Here is a 19,477-nt window from a genome sequence, read left to right as displayed (position 1 = left end):
GAAAGCAGGCTTCCGGCCCCGTGCACAGGCCGGAGGGATAGGATCTCGCCATGACCGCATCCGTCGTCTCGGGGGAGCGACGTGGCCGTAGCCGTCGCCCTCGATCGCGCGCCACCTTCACGAGCGTGCTGGGGGAGCTGCTGCTCACCGCCGGTGTGCTCGTGCTGCTGTTCGTCGCGTGGCAGATGTGGATCGGCGACATCATCATCAGCGCGCAGAAGAACGACGAGGGCGCGGCGGTGTCGCGCGAGTGGGCTGAGGCCCCGCCCCCCGCACTGCCCGAGACGTTCGAGCGGCCGGACGGCACCACGGCGTACCAGCCCGTGATCCCCGCGCGTCCCGCCGACACCGAGCAGCTGGGCCAGATGCACATCCCGCGCTTCGGATCCGAGTACAACGTGGGCATCTTCGGGGGCACCAGTCGCGCCCGCACGCTCGACAAGCTCGGGATCGGCGTCTACACGAACTCGAAGATGCCCGGCGAGGTCGGCAACTTCGCGATGGCCGGGCACCGCACGACCTGGGGCAAGCCGTTCAACCAACTCGACAAGCTGCAGATCGGCGACGCGATCGTCATCGAGACGATCGACGGCTGGTTCACCTATCGCTTCCGCACGCTCGAGTACGTGAAGCCGACGCAGACCGACGTGCTGCTCGACGTCCCGCAGATCCCCGGTGCCCAGACCGGCGAGCAGTACATCACGCTCACCGCCTGCTCGCCGCTTTACTCGCTCGCCGAGCGCATCGTCGCCTACGGCGTCTTCGAGAGCTTCCAGCCCCGCGCCGAAGGACCCCCGAAGGCGCTGACCGACCCGCCCCCGCCTCCGGCCGCGCCGTCGATCTGACCGAAGGGACCGAGAGGAATCATGTACGCCGCACTCTGGCGCCTGCTGCCCGGCCCGTGGTGGGTCAAGCTGTTCATCCTGCTCGTGCTCATCACGGCCGTGCTCTACGCCCTGTTCTGGTTCGTGTTCCCCTGGATCAGCCCCATCATCGCGCCCGGCGAGGTCGACCTCGAATGACCCGGGTGCTGGTCGTGGACAATCACGACAGCTTCGTGCACACCCTCGTCGGATACCTGCGCGAGCTCGGCGCCGAGGTCGAGATGGTCGAGGCGGATGCCGTCGACGCCGCCGGCCTCGAACAGTTGCTGCCCCGCTTCGACGGCCTCATGCTGTCACCCGGACCGGGGACGCCCGCGGATGCCGGGGCCAGCCTCGACGCCGCTCGGATCGCCATGGCCATCCGTCTGCCGCTGCTCGGCGTCTGCCTCGGCCATCAGGCGATCGGGGAGGCCCTCGGCGCCCCGGTGACCGAAGCGCCCGAGCTCATGCACGGCATGGTCTCGCAGGTCGGGCACGACGGGTCGGCGCTGTTCGACGGCATCCCCTCCCCGTTCGCCGTCGGGCGCTATCACTCGCTCGCGCTCGACGAGGCATCGCTGCCGGAGTCGCTCGTCGTCACCGCGCGCACCGACACCGGCACCGTCATGGCCGTCGCCCACGCGACCCTGCCCGTGGTGGGCGCGCAGTTCCACCCCGAGAGCGTGCTCACCGAGGGCGGCTATCGCCTGCTCGCGAACTGGCTCGCACAGTGCGGCGATGCGGATGCCGTGGCCCGCGCCGAACGACTGCATCCGCTCGTGCGGGCGTAGCGCGTTTCGTCTCGGTCGCTTCGCTCCCTCGCTCAACGACCCGGGGGAGGGCCGCTGTGCCCGAAGCTCAACGACCCGGGGGAGGGTCGCTGAGCCCCTGAGTCGACGACCCGGGGGAGGCGGGTGGCGGTCAGCCGTCCGCGGCGGCGGCGCAGTAACGGAGCTCGACGGTGGACCCGACGGGCACGTCGCCCGGTGCGACCGACATCGAGGCGACCGTAGGCGGGTTCGTCGGCGGGCAGTCCGTGAGCTCGACGGGGCTGGCGGTGAGGCCGATCCGTTCGAGCTCGGCGGTCGCGGCATCCATCGTCCATCCGGAGACGTCGGTCAGTGTCACGCGTCCGCTGGCGACCACGAGGTTCACCACGGTCTTCGGAGCGACCTCGGTGTCGGCGGCCTCGCTCGCCTCCATCACGGTGTCTGCTGCGAGGCCCTTGTCGTTCCGCTGGATCACGGTGCCGAGTTCCAGACCGGCCTGAGCCAGTGCGTCCCTGGCTGCGGCGAGAGACAGGCCCTCGAGCGTCGGCACGACGACCGTCTCCTTGCCGGAGGAGACGTACACGGTGATCGAGTCGCCCTCGCTCACCGTCGTCCCGCCCTCGGGATCCGTGCGGGTGACGTTGCCCTCGGCGATGTCGTTGCTCGGTTCGAGCACGAGCTTCGCGGTGAGGTCGAGTTCGTTCAGATCCTCCTGCGCGCGCTCCGACGACACGTTCACGAGGTCGGGCACCGTGCGGGAGCTCGACGGGATGTCGTCGGGGCGCATGCTGATGGTCCACACCCAGAACAGCACCGATGCCAGCAGCACGGCGAGGAGAGCGACACCCGCCCAGATCCACGCGACCGGGGGACCGGACTGCGTGCGGGCCATGGTGGTGTCGGTGCTCAGCTGCCGCAGCGACCGTGCCGTCTCTTGCGCCTGGCGCGGACTCGGTCCGTACAGCTCGCTGGTGAGCGCGCCGATCTCCTTGCGGCTGGGCGCCTGACCCGAGACGGCCGCGTCGAGTGCGGCGCGGAAGTGCGCGGCATCCGGGTAGCGCTGGTACGGATCCTTCGCGAGCGCGCGCAGCACGATGGGGTCGAGGGAGGCCGGAGCGTCTTCGTTGACCTCGGTCGGCGGCACCGGAGTCTCGCTGACGTGCTGATAGGCGACAGCGACGGGGGACTCGCCGCGGAACGGCTGGCGCCCGGTGAGCAGCTCGTACAGCACCACGCCGGTCGAGTAGAGGTCGGCGCGCGCGTCGACCGGCTCGCCCTTCGCCTGCTCGGGGGAGAAGTACGCGGCCGTTCCGATGATCTGCGTCGTCTCGGCGACCGTGGACGAGGAGTCGGACACCGCGCGGGCGATGCCGAAGTCCATGACCTTGACCTGGCCCTTGTCGGTGACCATGACGTTGCCCGGCTTGATGTCGCGGTGCACGACACCGGCCCGGTGCGAGTAGTCGAGAGCCTCGAGGATTCCGTCGACGTACCGCACCGCGTCGTCCACGGGTACGGGCCCGCGGGCGATGATGTCCTTCAGCAGCGTGCCGCTGATGAGCTCCATGATGATGTACGGCGGCTCACCGGATCCGTCACCGGTGCTGCTGGACGGGTCGCCGGCGTCGTACACCCGCACGATCGACGGGTGCGACATGCGCGACGCGGACTGCGCCTCCAGGCGGAAGCGCGTGCGGAACGCGGTGTCTCGAGCCAGATCGGGGTCGAGGATCTTGATCGCGATCGCGCGACCGAGCGTCAGATCGTAACCGCGGTAGACCTTGGCCATTCCGCCATGCCCGATGAGCTCGTCGACACGGTAGCGACCCGCGAGAACGCGTGGCTCTGTCGACACGTACTGACCCCCTGATACGACCTGATGAAGTGCTCAGCCTACGGCGTGGAAACCCCTAATCCCCTGTGTCCTCGCCGCCGGCACCATCGGCCGGAGTGATCTGAGCGGTGAGCTGCGGCGAGTTGCCCGATGGGCGGTCGCCGCAGAACGCGCGGTACGTCGCCGTGACCTGCAGAGCGGGGTCGGTGGCCGGAGTGATCTGGGTGCTCAGCTCACCCGGGACGAAGGCGCGGGTGGTCTTGCCGTCGCTGAACGTCGCGTTCGTGATCGTGACCTCGTACGAGCTGACCGTGCCGGCGCCGGAGGGGCACGAGAACGCGGTCCAGTTGAGGGCGATCTGCTTGCCCGCCTGCGGGGTGCCCGAGAGGCTGGGCGCCGAACCCGGTGCGCCGATCTCCACGCGCGGGGCGTAGGTGACGAGGGTGATCGCGTCGCCCTTCTCGAGTGTTCCGCGCGGGTCGACGGTCTCGACGACGTCGACGAGGTCGTCGGACGGCGCCGGGGTGTTGCCGACGCGGCACTGGGGGAGGAGTCCCGCCTCCGTTGCCCTGTTCAGCGCCTCCTGGCACGACAGGCCGACGAGCCCGAGGGAGTCGACGTTGATCGGCGTCTCGGTGGGCGTCGGCGTGGGCGTCGGCGTCTCCGGAGGTGCGGACGAGATCGACGGGGACGGCGTGGGATCGGCATCCCCGTCGCCCTGGTTCATGAGCGCGAAGATCGTGCCGCCGAGAACGATGACGAGTAGTGCGATGAGCGCGACCAGGGGCCACGTCCACCGGCTGCGCTTCTTCTTCTCCGCCTCCTCCTCAGCCGCTGCCTCGGTCGGGACCTGAGCGGTGGTGGGGAGGACGCGCGTGGCGCCGTCGTCGCCGGATGCCGTGAGCAGCCGGGTCGCGTCGTCTCCCGCGACTCCGCCGGTGGCGATCGCGGGCACGGCGATCGCCGCGGAGTTCAGGTCGCCGCGGCGCAGGGCCTGGGCTGCGCGGGCGACGGTCGCGGCGGACGACGGACGGTCGGCCGGCTTCTTCGCGATCATCGCCATGACGAGGTTCTGCACCGGGATCGGCACGGTGGGCGGCAGCGGCGGGGGCTGCTCGTTGATCTGCGCCATCGCGATCGCGACCTGCGATTCGCCCGTGAACGGACGCTTGCCCGCGAGGGACTCGTAAGCGACGATGCCGAGCGAGTAGATGTCGGTCGCGGGGGAGGCCGGGTGACCCGAGGCCTGCTCCGGCGACAGGTACTGCACGGTGCCCATGACCTGGCCGGTCGCGGTGAGCGGCACCTGGTCGGCGATGCGCGCGATGCCGAAGTCGGTGATCTTGACGCGTCCGTCCGGCGTGATCAGCAGGTTGCCGGGCTTGATGTCGCGGTGCACGAGACCGGCCGCGTGTGCGGCCTGGAGAGCGGATGCCGTCTGCGCGACGATGTCGAGCGTCTTGTCGGCGCTCAGCGAGCCGTCGCGCTCGAGGATCGTCGACAGGGCCTCGCCGGGCACGAGCTCCATGACGAGGTAGGCGCTGCCGTTCTCCTCGCCGTAGTCGAACACGCTGGCGATGCCCTCGTGGTTGACGAGCGCGGCGTGGCGCGCCTCGGCGCGGAACCGCTCGAGGAACCCGGGGTCCCCCATGTACTCGTCCTTGAGGATCTTGATCGCGACGGTGCGTCCGATGACGTGATCCGTCGCCTCCCACACCTCGCCCATGCCGCCGATCGCGATTCGCGACTGCAGCTCGTAGCGACCACCGAACGACACACCCTGCGTCGGTCTCATCTGCCCAGCACCGCCTCTATGACCTTCTTTGCAATCGGGGCGGCGATGGTGTCGCCGGATCCTGACTGCCCCTGTCCGCCGCCGTCTTCGACGAGGACCGTTACTGCGACCGTCGGGTCGTCCGCCGGCGCGAAACCGGTGAACCACAGCGTGTACGGCCTGTCGTTCCCGTTCTCGGTCGTGCCGGTCTTACCGGCCACGTCGACCCCGTCTATTCTTGCACCCTGCGCTGCGCCGTTTGAGACGCTGGCGACCATGGATGCCGTCACCTGATCGGCCACGTCCGCCTCCAGCGCACGGCCGAACTCGGTGTCGTCGTAGGACCGCACGACCGAGAGGTCGTTGCCGATCACCGAGTCGATCAGGCGCGGGTTCATGACGACGCCGTCGTTCGCGATCCCGGCGGCGACCATGGCCATCTGCAGGGGGGTCGCGATGACCTTGCCCTGCCCGAACCCGGTGAGCGCGGTCTGCGCGTCGTCGAGGGCCCGCGGATAGCTGGACGCCGTCGACTCGAGCGGGGTCGAGAAGCTCTGGTTGAAGCCGAACTTTTCCGCCATCTCGCGGATCCGGTCGTCGCCGAGCTGCACGGCGAGCTCCGCCATCGGGATGTTGCAGCTGAGACGGATGGCCTCGGAGATCGTGACGGTCTCGCCGTCGCCGCAGGTGCCGCCCCAGGCGTTCGCGACGGTGTTCGTCGAGCCGGGGAGCTGATAGCGGGCGGGGTTCGGCAGTGCGGAGTCCGGCGTGTACTCGCCGGAGGCGTAGGCGGCGGCTGCGACGACGAGCTTGAACGTCGACCCTGGCGGGTTCAGGTCGCCGGCGATCGCGCGGTTCGAGAGCGGCTTCGTCGGGTCGGCGTCGAGCTGGTCGTACGTCGCGTTGGCGGCATCCGCGTCGTGCGTCGCGAGGGCGTTCGTGTCGAAGCCCGGCGTCGAGACCATGGCGAGGATGCGACCGGTGCTCGGTTCGATCGCGATCACGGCGCCCTCGAGCCCTTGCAGCGCGTCGTAGGCGGCCTTCTGCGCGGCCGCGTCGAGCGTGAGCTGGGCGCTGAAGCCGGCCTGCGGCTGTCCGGAGAGGATGCGCTCGATCTCGGAGAAGAACGCGCTCGATCCGGTGCCGGAGAGGTCGGCGTTCAGTGCGCGCTCGATGCCGGTCGCCGACTGCAGCGCCGGGTTGAAGTAGCCGGTCACCGGCTCCCACATCGCGCCGTCGGTGTAGACGCGCTGGAACTGGTACTTGTCGTCGGACGGCACGGATGTGGCGATCGCGACGCCGTCGACGATGATCGACCCGCGCTGGATCTCGTAGCTGTCGAGCAGGGTACGGCGGTTGTTGCTGTTCTGCCCCAGGGCGTCGGCCTCGACGACCTGGATCCAGCTGGTGGCGGCGAAGAGCGACAGGAACATGAACAGCATCACGATGCTGAGGCGGCGGAGCTCCTTGGTCATGTCAGCCGATCACCGTCCTCGGTTGGCTGCGCACGCCGTCGGAGATGCGCAGCAGGATCGCGACGATGAGCCAGTTCGCGACGAGCGACGATCCACCGGCCGCGAGGAACGGCGTCGTCAGACCGGTCAGAGGGATGACGCGGGTCACGCCGCCGACCATGATGAACACCTGCAGCGCGATCGTGAACGCGAGGCCGGTGGCGAGCAGCTTGCCGAAGTCGTCCTGTCCGGCGAGGCCGATGCGGATGCCGCGGCTGATGAACACCATGTAGAGGCACAGGATCGCGAAGAGGCCGATCAGCCCGATCTCCTCGCCGAGGCTCGTGATGATGTAGTCGCTGTGGGCGAGGGGAGTGACCTCGGGGCGGCCCTGACCCCAGCCGGTGCCGAGGAGGCCGCCGTGCGCGAGCCCGAAGAGGCCCTGCATCGGCTGGAACCCCGCACCGTCAGGGTCGACCTTGTCGGGGTCGAACAGGAACAGCCAGTTCGTGAAACGCCCCTGCACGTAGCTGAGGATCTGCGTCGCCACGGCGACGCCCGCCGCGACGAGGGCGAGGCCGATCAGGACCCAGCTGGTCTTGCCGGTGGCGACGTACAGCATCGCCACGAACATGCCGAAGATCAGGGTTCCGGTGCCGAGGTCGCGCTGGATCACGATGATTCCGAGCGAGATCGCCCACACCACCAGCACGGGGCCCAGCTCGCGCATGCGCGGCCACGTGATGCCGAGCACCTTCGTGCCGACGGAGGTGAGGCTCTCGCGAGTGCGTACGAGGTAGCCGGCGAAGAAGATCGCGAGACTGATCTTGGCGAGCTCGCCCGGCTGGAACGCGAACATACCGCCCAGCGACACCCACACCTGGGCGTTGGCATCGGGGATGCGCAGTCCTGGTACGAACGGCAGCAGGAGGAGCAGGATGCCGGTGAGGCCGAAGATGTACGTGTACCGGAACAGCACCCGGTAGTTGCGCAGCATGATCACGACCGTGATCGCTCCGGCGAGCGAGATCGCCGTCCACGCGAGCTGCTTGGTGGAGTAGGCGTTCCACCCGGTGAGGGCCTTCGCGATGTCGATGCGGTAGATCATCGCGATGCCCAGACCCGTGAGCAATGTCGCGATCGGCAGCACGAACGGATCGGCGTCTGACGCCACGGCGCGCAGCACGAAGTGCACGGCGAAGGCCAGCACGGCGAGGCCGCCGCCAATGGCCAGGATCATGGGGTCGATCAGTCCGAGTGCACCGAGCTGCACGAGGGTGAGCGACGCGCCGCTGATGACGACCGCGAAGAGCAGCAGCCAGAACTCGCGGTTGCGCTGCGTCTGCGGCATCCGGAGTCGGCGGAGCGCCTTGATGACGGTGGTGTCGGCCTGGACGTCGGTGCTCATCCCTCGCCCTCCGTCGTGGTCGGCGTGGGCACCGGGGTCGGCAGCGGCGTCTCGCCGGTCACGCGGTCGGCGCCTGCCTGCAGGCGGGCGACGATGGCCTCGGCATCCGACAGCGACCGTGCAGTGATCGTGCGCTCGACGGAGTCGCGCTGGTACGGCGGCAGATCGGCGAGGAGGATGTCGGTGTCCTGCAGCGGGGTCGACAGCGTGATCGGCCCGATGTTCTGCTGCACGCCCTGGTAGATCACGACGCTGTCCTCGTCGGCGCCGACGAAGTAGCGCGTCTGCGTCCAGCTGTAGGCCGCGAAGGCGGCGAAGGCGAGCGCGGCGAGGACCACCAGCATCCCGGCGATCCAGCCGAGCCGGCGGCGCTTGGCGCGGCGGCGGTCCTCTTCGATGAGCTCCTCGAGGTATTCCGACGATGGCTCGAAGTGGCTGGGGTCGTTCGCGGCCTGGCGCACCGGGTGCAGCCAGCTGCTGCGCGGTGCGCGCACCGGGGGCACCGTGATGTTCGCGGGGTTCGAGGCCGAGCCGACGATCGTCGCCGTGCCCGAGTGCATCGCGTGCGCACCGCCGACCTCGACCAGCACGATCGTGACGTTGTCGGGGGCGCCGCCGTCGAGAGCCTGCTTGAGCAGGTTGTCGGCGGTGCGGCCGGGAGGGAGACCGAGGCGCATCGCCTTGAGGATGTGGGCCTCATCGACGACGCCCGAGAGCCCGTCGGAGCACAGCAGCCAGCGATCGCCCGGCTGCGTGTGCATCACGAACATGTCGAGCTCGGGATCGGAGTCCATGTCGCTGAGCACCCGCATCAGCACCGAACGCCGCGGGTGGTAGCGCGCCTCCTCCGGTGTGATGCGCCCCGAGTCGACGAGCCGCTGCACGAAGGTGTGGTCGGCCGTGATCTGCGTCAGAGCGTCGTCGCGGTAGAGGTAGATGCGCGAGTCGCCGATGTGGCCGATGACCGCGTAGTCGTCGACCATGATGATCGCGCTGAGGGTCGTCCCGAGCCCAGCGAGCTCCGGGCGATCCTTGGCGGCGCGGATCAGATCGCCCGCAGCGGTCGTCGCGGCCGCCTGCAGCGACGCCTGGGCGTCTTCGGTCGAGGAGTACGGCTGGTCGAGCGGCTGCAGCCGCTGGATGGCGATGCTCGACGCGACATCACCGCCCGCGTGGCCGCCCATGCCGTCGGCGACGACGAACAGGTTCGCCCCGGAGTACCCGGAGTCCTGGTTGTTGGAGCGGACCTTGCCCGTATGGGAGATCGCGGCGCTCGAGCCTTCGAAGACCATGCCGGGGTCAGGCTCGCAGCTCGAAGGTCGTGGCGCCCACCTTGATGGGAACGCCGAGGCCGAGTGCGACGGGGCCGCCCGTCACACGGTTGCCGGCGACGAACGTGCCGTTCGTGGATTCGAGGTCCTGGATGGCCCAGGCGTCGCCGCGCAGCAGCAGTCGTGCGTGGTGGCTGGACGTGTAGTCGTCGCGGATCACGAGCGCGCACTCGCTGGAGCGGCCGATCGTGAGAGTGTCGGTGCCCAGCGCCAGTTCGAGGCCCGCCTTCGGACCGGATGTGATCACGAGGCGCTTGGCCGTCGCGACGGTCGCCGGTCCGGTGTTCGCCTTCGCCGACGAGGGGCGCTTGGCCGGTGCCGGGGGAGTGGAGGGGGATGCCGCGGCGGCATCGCCGTCTGCGGGGAGCTTGCGCACCTTCATGCCGAACAGGTCGGCGCGCAGCGAATAGACCACTCCGAACACGAAGAACCACAGCAGCACCAGGAAGCCGATGCGCATGAGAAGGAGGACGAGCTCGCTGGGGGTGGTCATCAGATCGCTCCGAACGCGCGGGTCGCGTCGTCGTCGCGCGGGCGGGCAGGACGCGAAGGTGCCGCGACCGGCACGATGCGGAAGACGAGGTCGGTGCGGCCGATCGTCAGGGTCGTGTCGGTGGGCAGAGCTGCCTCCCGGACCTTCGTGCCGTTGACCTTCGTGCCGTTCGTGGATCCCAGGTCGCGCATCATGGCGCGCTCGCCGTCCCACAGCACCTCGACGTGTTTGCGGCTCGATCCGGCATCCGCGATCGTGATGTCGGCGTCGGAGCCCCGGCCGATCACCGTGCGGGCGCGGGTGAGCGAGTGGCGACGCCCGTCGACATCGATCACTGCCTGCCAGTTCACGCGGCCCTCGACGGTGCCCGAGCTGACGCGCACGGTTCCGGTGGGGATGTCGTCGGACTCGAGCGTGATCGAGAGAGGGCCGGCGAAGCTGTAGCCCTGCGACTTCGCGTGCTTCGTCAGAAGCGCGTGCAGCTCGTCGGTGAGCGCACCGCCGAGTCCCTGCATCCGCTCGGCGTCGTCGGCGCTCAGCCGCACCACGTAGCTGTTGGGCGTGAGGATGCGGTCACGACTGACCACAGCCGCCTTGGTATCCGCCTCGCGCCGAAGCGCCGAAGCGATCTCCACGGGCTGGATGCCGCTGCGGAAGGTCTTCGCGAAGGCGCTGTTCACAGCGCGCTCGAGACCCTTCTCAAAGCTGTCAAGTAGTCCCACTGGGCTCCTCTGGCATGCCGACCGGTAGGGACATCGTAGCCAGGTGACCTGGATGTACGCCGTTCCGCGGGTCTTCGGCACCCGATTTCTCGGAGGACGGCGGGCTGCGAGGGGCGGGGAGAACCGTGCCGCGGCCGGTTTCGTGAGGGGGTGGAGCGCGTGATAGCCTTGCGAAGTTGAGTTCTTCGGAACGAGACGACTCGCGCGAGTGGCGGAATGGTAGACGCGCTGGCTTCAGGTGCCAGTGTCCGTATGGACGTGGGGGTTCAAGTCCCCCCTCGCGCACAGTCGAGAAAGCCCGGTCGGATTGCAGATCCGACCGGGCTTTTCGCATTCATCGACCGTGGGGCTGTGGTCGAGTGCGGATGAGTGCCGCGGGGACGGTCCCTACTCGACGTCCCACAGGGTGTATCCGACGACACCTGCCGGGATGAATTCCATCGGCGTCGTCAATTCGTTCTCCATCCCGACGATTCGGCCCGTGTCTTCGGAGACGAGGAGAGTGTTGCGGTAGTTGCTGTCGTCATCGGTGACACGAAGACCGATCACTTCGCGGCCCAGTCTGTCCTTCGTCTCGCCGAGAACGGTCACGCCGCCGGCATCGACGAGCATGCGCATCAGCGTCGCGTGCTGCTCGTCGGTCAGCGTCCAGTAGCTCAGAAGTTGACCGATGGCGAGCAGGAGTTCTCCGGACGACGACTCGGGCGTCGCTCCGAGATCAGCGAGCGCCGAGAACAGCTCCTCGCGACTCGACCCCTTCAGGGTGACGACGCCCGTCGGGATATCAAGATCCTCGGCACTTGTCACAACCTCGCTGATGACGTCGCCGGGCTCGTATGGGCTGGGAGTGATGCCCTTCGGCCGCTCACCGTCAGCCCAGTAGGACGCTGCGGCGACGACAGTGCTCACCGATCCTGTCTCCGGCGACCATTCGAAGGTCGCCTCCTGGGGGACGACCTCGACGTGTTCTTCGGCGATGTCGATGTCCCAGCCCCAGCCGACCGTTCTCACTCGCGACTGCTGAACGACGTCGTCTGGCATATCGAGCCTCTGCTGCGCATCGGAGACCACAGCGCTTAATGGCTGAGCGTTCGCGTACTGCAGCGGTGCGGGAGTCAGCGCGACTGCCGACTGAGTTGGTCCGAGGACGTTCACCGCGATGACGGCGACGACGGCGATGGATGCGACAGCCGCTGTCAGACCGCCCCACGCCCAGCCCGAGCGGCGCCGACGTGTGCGGGAGGTTTCGAAGGTACCCCGGATGATGCCTTCGCGAACGGCTATCTCGCGCGCCGTGAGGGCGGCGAAGCGCTCGGTCGTCGCAGGGTTCGCCGCTCGGAACAGCCGGTCGAGCTCATCGTCGGAGACGTTCATCGCCGGCCTCCTTCGCTTCCAGCTGCGTGCGCAGTTTCGTTCGCGCTCGGGTCAGCGTTGTCCACACCGCCGCCGTGCTGCAGCGCAGGACCTCCGAGGCCTCCCCGGCGTTGAGGCCGTCCCAGTATGTGAGGACGACGACCTGGCGTTCCCGGGCATTCAGGGACTTCATCGCTTCACGCAGAGCGAGCGCCTCCAACGGATGGATCGGCTCACTCGCATGCTGGAGCCCACGGCTCAGCGCGTCCAGCGCCCGCCCGCGCGACCGAGCGCGACGGTCGACGTCGCGAACCTTGTTGTCGGCAGTGCGGATGAACCAGCGCAGGCCCATGGGCTTCTGCGGGCGCAGCTTCCGCCACGCCACGACGAAGACCTCGGCGGTGATCTCATCGACCTCCTCCCGGTTCTCGAGGAAGCAGGACACATGGTGATGGATGAGCTGCCAGTGTGCGTCGAAGAGTTCCCTGAAGACCACGGCCTTGTCGGGCTCTGCGGAGCGAGCGGAAGCGGTGGAACGCGACGGGGGCATCGCCGAGAGGCTCTCGGAGCCGGCGAGGACGACACGGAGGTTGTCGAAGAGGCCTGCCCCCATCATCACCGACGCCTCACTCATCTTGCTCGTCCTCTCAGGCTACCCCGGCATCACAGCGTGCAGAGGAGGTTGGTGGTGCCGACGGAGACGTTGGCCGAGCCGTTCGGTCCGGCAGTGGCAAGAGTCGTACCCGAGCTGTTGCGAGCGCGCACGCTACCCGAGAGTCGGCCGTTCGCAATCGAACCCACCGTCTGAAGAGCGGCGGTGCTAACGTTGGTGCAGACGGTGAAGGTCAGCTTCGTTCCGCGAAGGCCAGGCAGCGCATATGCGCAGTACGTGCCGGTGGCGCAGCTGCCGACCGCCCGCTGCAACGGCGACTGAGCTTCCAGGATCATTCCGAGCGCAGGCCACACCGCCGCCGTGTCGCTGACGGCGATACCTCCCGGCACCGCCTCCAGGGCGTACTCGACATCGGGGTGCAGGTCGTCTGCGTCAGCGTTCGCGGCGGCCGGCGTGAGGGTGAGGGCCAAGGCGAGTGCGATGACGCCGGTGATCGTGCGCTTCATGATGCCTCCCGGGGTCGGGGTGTGAGAGGGCCGGGCCACGGCATCTGCTCCGCCAGCGGCCCCTGCGATTTCAGTATCCGCGCGAAAGCGCGACGCCAGCGCCCACCTCTTTGCGCGTGCAGCGAGTTCCTGACACATCTCTTCCGCAATGTTGCGGACCCAGCTGGGGTGTTCCTCGGAGGAGAGGTCCTAATTCTCTCGCGGCAGGCCAGAGAGCCGTCGACCCCGCGAATCGGGCAGATGCGATGGACAGATCTCGCCCGAGCGGCCATGTACTGGGTGATGCTTCTCTCAGAAGGGACTCTCCCATGAACGAGGTCGACCTCGACGCGCGACTCCGCTCGGCCGCCCCGCGCGTCTCGACGGGTGTCGCACTGGCCGAGCGCGGGATCCTGGTGCTCGATGACGCACGTCGGCGGCGCCGTCGCCGGTCGCGGGTGTGGGTGGCCGGCGCGACCGTCTCCTTGGCGCTCATCGGCGGCGGGACCGTCGCGGTAGCGGGAAACGGCACGCAGACGCCGTGGGGCTGGACGGCCGATGCCGTGTACGTGATCCCCGGGCCGAACGGCCAGACCTGCTTCGCGGGCCTCGTCGTGAAGCCGGACGGCGCAGCCGTCGACGCGGAGGTGGTGCTGCAGGCGCGACGGTTCGTGTCAGGACTGGACCTCGAGTCCCTCGACACGTCGGCGGCGAGAGCTGAACTCGAGGCAGAGAACGATCAGCCGTACGACGACGGCACGCCCGGGGTCTTCCACTACACCGACGAGGACATCGTGCAGTCGGCGATGCATCAGACGGTTGCGGGCCTGCTCTTCGCCGAGCTGGAGGCCCGAGGATTCTCGCCGGACGGCGACGACGGATACGTCAGCCTGTTCAGCCAGGCCCAGGGATGCCAATGAGCGGCCCCGATGATCTACGGGCGCGGATCGACGCGCTCGTGCGGGCCAACATCGACGACGTCATGTCGTACTTCCAGCGTCGGCTCCTCAACAACGCCGACGCTGCCGAGGCCGTCGGCGAACTGCTGTTCCTCACGTGGAAGCTCCGTCGCCGAGTTCCCGGCGACCCCACCGAGGGCAGGATGTGGCTCTTCGCGGCGGCGCACAACGTCCTCCGTGGCACTCGGCGTTCACTGTCGCGTCGTTCGGCCGCGGTCGATCGCCTGGTGCAGGACGCGCGCACCTGGGCGGCGCCGGAGTGGGACGACACAGCGCTCGAGGTGCAGCTCGCGCTGCGAGCTCTCTCTGTCGGCGACGCAGAACTCGTACGGCTCACCTATTGGGAGGGCTTCTCCTCCGACGAGGCGGCCACGATCATCGGAGTCAACGCATCCACCGCCCGGTCGCGTCTGTCTCGGGCACGGGACCGGCTGCGCGTCGCACTGGACGCGACGCGCAGCGACGCCGTCGCAGAGCGGCCGTAGCTTCTCGCTTTGACTTCGGGGTGTTCTCTTTGGTTAGCATTACCTAACCACAGAAGAGAACGGCCTCCGCCGTGCCCTCACGCGTTCGACGTTCCGCGCTTCCGCTGCTCGCCCTCAGCACCTCCGCGATCCTCCTCCTCGGGGGATGTGCGGCCGGCGCGGAATCGCCCGCCACGGATGATGCCGGTGACGTCCACGAGGTGACGCACGCGCGGGGCACGACCGAGGTGCCGACCGAGGTGGAGCGCGTGGTGACCCTCGAACCGCTGGAGCTCGACACCGCCGTGGCTGTGGGAATCACACCGGTCGGCGCCGCCGTGGCATCCAACGTGGCCTCCACCCCGTCGTACCTGGGCGTCGACGGGGTCGACGCCGTCGGCACCGTGCCCGAGCCCGACCTCGAGGCCATCGCCGCGCTCAAGCCCGACCTGATCCTCGGAACGGAAGCGCGCCACTCCGCGCTCTACGAGCAGCTCTCGGCCATCGCCCCCACCGTCTTCATCGAGACGCAGGCCGACCCCTGGCGTGACAACGCGCTGCTGATCGGCGAGGCCCTGAACAAAGAGGACGAGGTCGCCGATCTGCTGGCCGACGTCGACCAGCGCTGCGCAGACCTCAGCGACCAGTACGACGTCGACGGTCAGACCGTGCAGCTGATCCGTCCGCGTGACGAGACGACGCTGAGCCTCTACGGCCCGATCTCGTTCGCGGGCAGCCTGCTCGAGTGCGTCGGCTACACGATCCCGGAACAGGACTGGGCCGACGGACTGCAGGCCGACATCTCGCCGGAGAACATCCTCGACGCGACGGCCGACGAGGTGTTCGTCACCACCGCAGACGTCGATGACCAGAGCACCATCCCGGCAGCAGTGACCCAGAACGCCTCGGCGTTCCCCTCCGTCACCCTCGTCCACACGAGCTACTGGGTGGCCGGCGTGGGGCCGAAGGGCGCGCACGCCGTGCTCGACGACATCGAGAAGCACCTCGAAGCGAAGCGGTGACAGCATCCACGCGGGCGGGGTCACGAGCGGCCCCGCCCCGACGGCGCCGTCGGGCACTGCCGCTCGTCGGACTCCTCCTGCTCGGCGCCGCGCTCGTCCTGGCGGTGGTGCTCTCCCTCGCGGTCGGAGCGAATCCTCTACCGCTCTCTCACCTGTGGAGCACGCTGGCGGGGCAGGGCACCCCCGAGAGCCGGTACGTCCTGCTCGAACTGCGCATCCCTCGCACGCTCGTCGGCATCGCCGCGGGGGCGGCCCTCGGCGTCGCCGGCGCGCTCGTGCAGGCGTTCACCCGCAACCCGCTCGCCGACCCCGGGATCCTCGGCGTCAACGCGGGCGCGGCGCTCGCGGTGGCGCTCGGCGTCTCGCTCCTCGGGCTGCGCACGGCATCCGAGTCCATCTGGCTGGCGTTCCTCGGCGCTCTCGTCGTGACCGTCGCCGTGTACCTCGTCGGCTCATCCGGGCGCGGGGCCGCCGACCCGATCCGTCTGACACTCGCGGGGGTCGCGCTCGGCGCCGTGCTCTCCGGGATCACGACCGGCCTCACCCTGAGCGACCCCGACGCCTTTGACTCGATGCGCAGCTGGAACGCCGGATCACTCCTCGGCCGCAGCGTCACCGAGACTCTGCCGGTGCTGGTGTTCCTCGCCGCGGGGCTCCTCGTCGCGCTGATCCTCGCGCCGGGGCTGAACTCCGTGAGTCTGGGTGAGGACATCGCCCGCAGCCACGGGGCGAACGTCACCGGCATCCGCGTCGGCGTGATCGTGGCCGTCACCCTCCTCGCCGGAGGGGCCACCGCCCTCGCCGGTCCGATCTCGTTCGTCGGCCTGATGGTGCCGCACGTCATCCGCGGAGTCTTCGGCGTCGACCAGCGCGTCATCATCCCCCTCTCCGCGGCGCTCGCGCCCGTCATCGTGCTGCTCTCGGACGTTCTCGGCCGCGTCATCATCGCGCCCGCCGAGGTGCCCGTCGGCATCGTCACAGCCCTCGTGGGAGCCCCCGTCCTCATCGCCCTCGCGCGCCGACGGAAGACGCGTGCGCTGTGAGCTCCGCCCCTCTGCCGCTCCGCCCGGCCCGACCCCGGCGACTCCTGCTGCGCCTCGGCCCGGTCCGCCTGCCGCTGCGTGTGCGCAGCCTGGTGGTCGCGGCGGCGTGCGTCGTCGCCCTGGTCGTGCTGCTGGTCCTCTCGCTCGGGATGGGTTCGTTCCCCCTGAGCCCGGATGCCGTGGTCGCCGTGCTGCTCGGCGGCGGCGACGCCCTCGATCGCACGGTGGTGCTCGAATGGCGGCTGCCGCGTGCGCTCGCCGCAGTCTCCGTCGGCGCTCTCCTCGGGATCGCCGGATCGCTGTTCCAGAGCGTCACGCGCAACCCGCTCGCCAGCCCCGACATCCTCGGGCTCTCGAACGGCGCCTTCACCGGCATGCTGGTCGCCCTGGTGTTCGTCTCGCCGGGTCCGTCGGCTCGCACCGCCGGCGCGCTGATCGGAGGCGTCGCCGCCGCGGCCGTGATCTGGCTCTTCGCGGCGCGCGGCGGGGTGCAGGGGTTCCGGCTCATCCTCGTCGGCATCGGGGTCTCGGCGATGCTCGCATCCCTCAACACCTGGATGCTGCTGCAGATCGAGCTGGAGACGGCGATGTTCGCGTCCGCCTGGGGAGCCGGGTCGTTGAACGGTGTGACCCCCGAGACGCTCGTCACCGCCCTCGTCTGCGCGGCGCCGTTCGTGCTCGCCTCCGCCGGGCTGGGACCGCGGCTCCGTCAGCTCGATCTCGGCGACGACGTCGCCGCCGCCACCGGCTCGCGCCCCGCGCTGGTCCGCAGCGCGGCGCTCCTCATCGGCGTGGTGCTCGTCGCCGCGGCGACCACGGTCGCCGGTCCGGTGGCGTTCGTCGCGCTCGCGGCGCCACAGGTGGCTCGGCTGCTCGCCCGCACGCCGTACCTGTCGCCGGGGCTGTCGGCTCTGGTCGGGGCCGTCCTCCTGCTGGCGTCGGACATCGTCGCGCAGCACCTGCTGCTCCCCGTCGTTCTTCCCGTCGGCGTCGTCACCGTCTCGGTGGGCGGCGCCTACCTCGTCCTCATGATCGTTCTGGAGATCCGTCGCCGTGCCTGACCTCGCTCCCGACTCCGCGCGGCTGCGCGCCGAGCACATCACCCTCTCCTACGACCGGGCCGAGATCGTGCACGATCTGACGACCGAGATCCCGCTCGGGTCGTTCACCGTGATCATCGGCGCGAACGCCTGCGGCAAGTCGACGCTCCTGCGAGGGCTGTCCCGGCTGCTCCGCCCGTCGGGCGGCACGGTGATCCTCGACGGAGCGGACATCGCCGGCTACCCGGCCAAGGAGGTGGCGCGCCGCATCGGACTGCTGCCGCAGAGCGCGACGGCCCCGGACGGCATCACGGTCGCCGACCTCGTGGCGCGCGGGCGCTACCCGCACCAGAGCATGTTCCGTCAGTGGTCGGAGAGCGACGAGGATGCCGTGCGCGAGGCCCTCGAATGGACGGGTTCGACGGACCTCCGCGAGCGGACCGTCGACGAGCTGTCCGGTGGTCAGCGCCAGCGGGTGTGGGTGTCGATGGCCCTCGCGCAGGGGACCGACCTGCTCCTCCTGGACGAGCCGACGACGTATCTCGACATCGCGCATCAGGTCGACCTCATGGAGCTCTTCGCCGACCTGAACCGTCGAGGCCGCACGATCGTCGCCGTGCTGCACGATCTCAACCACGCCGCCCGCTACGCCACGCACATCATCGCGATGCGCGAGGGGCGGATCGTCGCCGAGGGCGCCCCCGCTGATGTCATCACCAGCGAGCGGGTGCACGAGGTGTTCGGGCTGGCGAACGTCGTGATCGACGATCCCGTCACGGGCGGCCCTCTCGTCGTGCCGCTGCGCGGCACCTCACGAACGGAGACACCATGACCCCCGAGCGTCCCTGGGCGTACAGCGCCTTCCGGGTGACCGTCGCGGCCCGCCGGGTGCTGAGCCCTCGGTTCGTCCGCCTGACGTTCACGGGCGACGACCTCGCCCACTTCGCGGAGTGGGGGACCGATCAACGCATCAAGCTCGTGCTGCCCTTCGCCGACGGATCCCTCGCCGAGTTCGGCCTGCTCGACGAGCCGACACCGCACCCGTCCGACTGGTACGCCCGCTGGAAGTCTCTCCCCGAGGATCAGCGCAACGTCCTCCGCACCTACACGCCCGCCGGCATCCGATCGGTGGAGCGCGAGCTCGACGTGGACTTCTATCTCCACGACCCGGCGGGCCCGGCCTCGGCGTGGGCCGCGGCAGCCCAGCCGGGCGACCCGGCCGTCATCACCGGCCCGGATCAGCGGATGGGCTGGACGGGGTACGGGCTGCACTGGGTGCCGGGCGATGCCACGCGGTTCCTGCTCGTGGCCGACGAGACGGCGTACCCGGCCGTGCGCAACATCCTGGACACTCTGCCCGCCGACACCCGCGTCGATGTCGTGCTCGAATGCGACGACCCCGCCGACGACACGGTGTCGGCCTCGCTGCGCGACGGCGTCGGCATCCACATCGTCGAGCGAGGCGGCGCGGAGCCGACCGGAGCCGAGCGGACCGTCGCCGCCTGGGCCGCCCAGCACGGATCGGATGTGAAGGACGACCCGCGGTTCTACGCCTGGATCGCGGGGGAGACGGGCACGACCACGCGGACCCGCCGCCTCCTCACCTCCGGCGTCGGGGTGCCGAAGGAGCAGGTCGCGTTCCTCGGCTACTGGCGCGTCGGCGGCCCGCTCACGGGGTGAGGTCGAGTCTGGAGATCCCTCGCGGACCCTCGGCGCAGCCGTCGACCGACTCTGCACCTGCCGCTTGCGCACAACCGGTATATCGGGCCAAGCTGGCGCCATAGCGAAGTCGCTCGCGCACGCACCCGGGCTCGCATCGTGTCCCGCCGACGGCGTCGAGCCGGTCAGG

Annotated in this window: 20 protein-coding genes and 1 tRNA gene; 11 read left to right on the top strand and 10 right to left on the bottom strand. The window is 69.5% G+C overall.

The genetic code is table 11. From position 1 onward, the window contains the following. Positions 1-50 precede the first annotated feature (50 nt). The 3 genes from RAC69_RS09745 to RAC69_RS09735 are packed head-to-tail and all read left to right on the top strand — an operon-like array spanning position 51 to position 1,654. Positions 51-845 (top strand): class E sortase, encoded by a 795-nt coding sequence (locus RAC69_RS09745; RefSeq protein WP_375086649.1) that lies wholly within the window; start codon positions 51-53, stop codon positions 843-845. Between the two features lie 21 nt (positions 846-866). Continuing rightward, entirely contained in the window at positions 867-1,022 is a 156-nt protein-coding gene (locus tag RAC69_RS09740; RefSeq protein ID WP_341936129.1) for a hypothetical protein, read from the top strand. Continuing rightward, positions 1,019-1,654, top strand: a complete 636-nt coding sequence (locus tag RAC69_RS09735; RefSeq protein WP_375086648.1) for an anthranilate synthase component II — start codon at positions 1,019-1,021, stop codon at positions 1,652-1,654. Before RAC69_RS09740 ends, RAC69_RS09735 begins: the two co-directional genes overlap by 4 nt. 130 nt (positions 1,655-1,784) lie before the next feature. On the opposite strand, the gene pknB is transcribed toward RAC69_RS09735, so the two are convergent. The 7 genes from pknB to RAC69_RS09700 are packed head-to-tail and all read right to left on the bottom strand — an operon-like array spanning position 1,785 to position 10,649. Next, the gene (pknB, locus tag RAC69_RS09730; protein ID WP_375086647.1) at positions 1,785-3,488 is read right to left on the bottom strand and encodes a Stk1 family PASTA domain-containing Ser/Thr kinase; all 1,704 of its coding nucleotides are present in this window, start codon (positions 3,486-3,488) and stop codon (positions 1,785-1,787) included. A 55-nt stretch (positions 3,489-3,543) separates the two neighbouring features. After that, entirely contained in the window at positions 3,544-5,262 is a 1,719-nt protein-coding gene (locus tag RAC69_RS09725; protein WP_375086646.1) for a protein kinase, read from the bottom strand. Then, the gene (locus RAC69_RS09720) at positions 5,259-6,716 is read right to left on the bottom strand and encodes a peptidoglycan D,D-transpeptidase FtsI family protein (RefSeq protein ID WP_375086645.1); all 1,458 of its coding nucleotides are present in this window, start codon (positions 6,714-6,716) and stop codon (positions 5,259-5,261) included. The genes RAC69_RS09725 and RAC69_RS09720 overlap by 4 nt, the downstream gene beginning before the upstream one ends. Position 6,717: 1 nt before the next feature. Then, complete coding sequence (locus RAC69_RS09715) at positions 6,718-8,103, bottom strand: FtsW/RodA/SpoVE family cell cycle protein (protein WP_341936124.1); 1,386 nt, start codon at positions 8,101-8,103, stop codon at positions 6,718-6,720. Further along, a complete protein-coding gene (locus RAC69_RS09710; protein WP_375086644.1) occupies positions 8,100-9,395 on the bottom strand; it encodes a PP2C family protein-serine/threonine phosphatase in 1,296 nt (431 codons plus the stop codon). The genes RAC69_RS09715 and RAC69_RS09710 overlap by 4 nt, the downstream gene beginning before the upstream one ends. A gap of 7 nt (positions 9,396-9,402) precedes the next feature. Further along, entirely contained in the window at positions 9,403-9,927 is a 525-nt protein-coding gene (locus RAC69_RS09705; RefSeq protein WP_341936122.1) for an FHA domain-containing protein, read from the bottom strand. Beyond that, positions 9,927-10,649, bottom strand: a complete 723-nt coding sequence (locus tag RAC69_RS09700; protein WP_341936121.1) for a DUF3662 and FHA domain-containing protein — start codon at positions 10,647-10,649, stop codon at positions 9,927-9,929. The genes RAC69_RS09705 and RAC69_RS09700 overlap by 1 nt, the downstream gene beginning before the upstream one ends. A 202-nt stretch (positions 10,650-10,851) precedes the next feature. Here RAC69_RS09700 and RAC69_RS09695 point away from each other — a divergent pair. Then, positions 10,852-10,934, top strand: a tRNA-Leu gene (locus RAC69_RS09695). Positions 10,935-11,036: 102 nt separating this feature from the next. Here the strand turns inward: RAC69_RS09695 and RAC69_RS09690 are convergent. The 3 genes from RAC69_RS09690 to RAC69_RS09680 are packed head-to-tail and all read right to left on the bottom strand — an operon-like array spanning position 11,037 to position 13,121. Next, complete coding sequence (locus tag RAC69_RS09690) at positions 11,037-12,023, bottom strand: hypothetical protein (protein WP_375086643.1); 987 nt, start codon at positions 12,021-12,023, stop codon at positions 11,037-11,039. Continuing rightward, complete coding sequence (locus RAC69_RS09685) at positions 12,004-12,636, bottom strand: RNA polymerase sigma factor (protein ID WP_375086642.1); 633 nt, start codon at positions 12,634-12,636, stop codon at positions 12,004-12,006. The genes RAC69_RS09690 and RAC69_RS09685 overlap by 20 nt, the downstream gene beginning before the upstream one ends. Before the next feature lie 29 nt (positions 12,637-12,665). Further along, a complete protein-coding gene (locus RAC69_RS09680; RefSeq protein ID WP_341936115.1) occupies positions 12,666-13,121 on the bottom strand; it encodes a hypothetical protein in 456 nt (151 codons plus the stop codon). 308 nt (positions 13,122-13,429) lie between these two features. Between RAC69_RS09680 and RAC69_RS09675 the strand changes: the two genes are divergently transcribed. The 7 genes from RAC69_RS09675 to RAC69_RS09645 all read left to right on the top strand — a co-directional run bounded on the left by RAC69_RS09675 (position 13,430) and on the right by RAC69_RS09645 (position 19,308). Then, positions 13,430-14,020 carry a hypothetical protein gene (locus tag RAC69_RS09675; protein ID WP_375086641.1) on the top strand — a complete coding sequence of 197 codons (591 nt, stop codon included), beginning with the start codon at positions 13,430-13,432 and terminating at the stop codon, positions 14,018-14,020. Continuing rightward, entirely contained in the window at positions 14,017-14,544 is a 528-nt protein-coding gene (locus RAC69_RS09670; protein ID WP_375086640.1) for an RNA polymerase sigma factor, read from the top strand. Before RAC69_RS09675 ends, RAC69_RS09670 begins: the two co-directional genes overlap by 4 nt. 71 nt (positions 14,545-14,615) lie before the next feature. Continuing rightward, positions 14,616-15,545: an ABC transporter substrate-binding protein gene (locus RAC69_RS09665; protein ID WP_375086639.1), complete on the top strand. Its 930-nt coding sequence runs from the start codon at positions 14,616-14,618 to the stop codon at positions 15,543-15,545. Next, positions 15,542-16,588 (top strand): FecCD family ABC transporter permease, encoded by a 1,047-nt coding sequence (locus tag RAC69_RS09660; protein ID WP_375086638.1) that lies wholly within the window; start codon positions 15,542-15,544, stop codon positions 16,586-16,588. The genes RAC69_RS09665 and RAC69_RS09660 overlap by 4 nt, the downstream gene beginning before the upstream one ends. Then, positions 16,585-17,649, top strand: a complete 1,065-nt coding sequence (locus RAC69_RS09655) for a FecCD family ABC transporter permease (RefSeq protein WP_375086637.1) — start codon at positions 16,585-16,587, stop codon at positions 17,647-17,649. The genes RAC69_RS09660 and RAC69_RS09655 overlap by 4 nt, the downstream gene beginning before the upstream one ends. After that, entirely contained in the window at positions 17,642-18,460 is an 819-nt protein-coding gene (locus RAC69_RS09650) for an ABC transporter ATP-binding protein (protein WP_375086636.1), read from the top strand. The genes RAC69_RS09655 and RAC69_RS09650 overlap by 8 nt, the downstream gene beginning before the upstream one ends. Further along, positions 18,457-19,308, top strand: coding sequence for a siderophore-interacting protein (locus RAC69_RS09645; protein WP_375086635.1), 852 nt, complete (start codon positions 18,457-18,459; stop codon positions 19,306-19,308). Before RAC69_RS09650 ends, RAC69_RS09645 begins: the two co-directional genes overlap by 4 nt. The last annotated feature ends 169 nt before the right edge of the window (positions 19,309-19,477 follow it).

Origin of the sequence: Microbacterium sp. LS_15 (assembly GCF_041954735.1) — a bacterium.
Classification (GTDB): Bacteria; Actinomycetota; Actinomycetes; order Actinomycetales; family Microbacteriaceae; genus Microbacterium.
This window is presented reverse-complemented; position numbering and strand designations above follow the sequence as displayed.

What these genes read in the sequence shown, in the direction of transcription:
- RAC69_RS09745 (WP_375086649.1), top strand. Translation starts at nt 51, where the DNA reads ATGACCGCATCCGTCGTCTCGGGGGAGCGACGTGGCCGTAGCCGTCGC.
- RAC69_RS09740 (WP_341936129.1), top strand. Translation starts at nt 867, where the DNA reads ATGTACGCCGCACTCTGGCGCCTGCTGCCCGGCCCGTGGTGGGTCAAG.
- RAC69_RS09735 (WP_375086648.1), top strand. Translation starts at nt 1,019, where the DNA reads ATGACCCGGGTGCTGGTCGTGGACAATCACGACAGCTTCGTGCACACC.
- RAC69_RS09725 (WP_375086646.1), bottom strand. Translation starts at nt 5,262, where the DNA reads ATGAGACCGACGCAGGGTGTGTCGTTCGGTGGTCGCTACGAGCTGCAG.
- RAC69_RS09720 (WP_375086645.1), bottom strand. Translation starts at nt 6,716, where the DNA reads ATGACCAAGGAGCTCCGCCGCCTCAGCATCGTGATGCTGTTCATGTTC.
- RAC69_RS09715 (WP_341936124.1), bottom strand. Translation starts at nt 8,103, where the DNA reads ATGAGCACCGACGTCCAGGCCGACACCACCGTCATCAAGGCGCTCCGC.
- RAC69_RS09710 (WP_375086644.1), bottom strand. Translation starts at nt 9,395, where the DNA reads ATGGTCTTCGAAGGCTCGAGCGCCGCGATCTCCCATACGGGCAAGGTC.
- RAC69_RS09705 (WP_341936122.1), bottom strand. Translation starts at nt 9,927, where the DNA reads ATGACCACCCCCAGCGAGCTCGTCCTCCTTCTCATGCGCATCGGCTTC.
- RAC69_RS09690 (WP_375086643.1), bottom strand. Translation starts at nt 12,023, where the DNA reads ATGAACGTCTCCGACGATGAGCTCGACCGGCTGTTCCGAGCGGCGAAC.
- RAC69_RS09685 (WP_375086642.1), bottom strand. Translation starts at nt 12,636, where the DNA reads ATGAGTGAGGCGTCGGTGATGATGGGGGCAGGCCTCTTCGACAACCTC.
- RAC69_RS09680 (WP_341936115.1), bottom strand. Translation starts at nt 13,121, where the DNA reads ATGAAGCGCACGATCACCGGCGTCATCGCACTCGCCTTGGCCCTCACC.
- RAC69_RS09675 (WP_375086641.1), top strand. Translation starts at nt 13,430, where the DNA reads ATGAACGAGGTCGACCTCGACGCGCGACTCCGCTCGGCCGCCCCGCGC.
- RAC69_RS09670 (WP_375086640.1), top strand. Translation starts at nt 14,017, where the DNA reads ATGAGCGGCCCCGATGATCTACGGGCGCGGATCGACGCGCTCGTGCGG.
- RAC69_RS09645 (WP_375086635.1), top strand. Translation starts at nt 18,457, where the DNA reads ATGACCCCCGAGCGTCCCTGGGCGTACAGCGCCTTCCGGGTGACCGTC.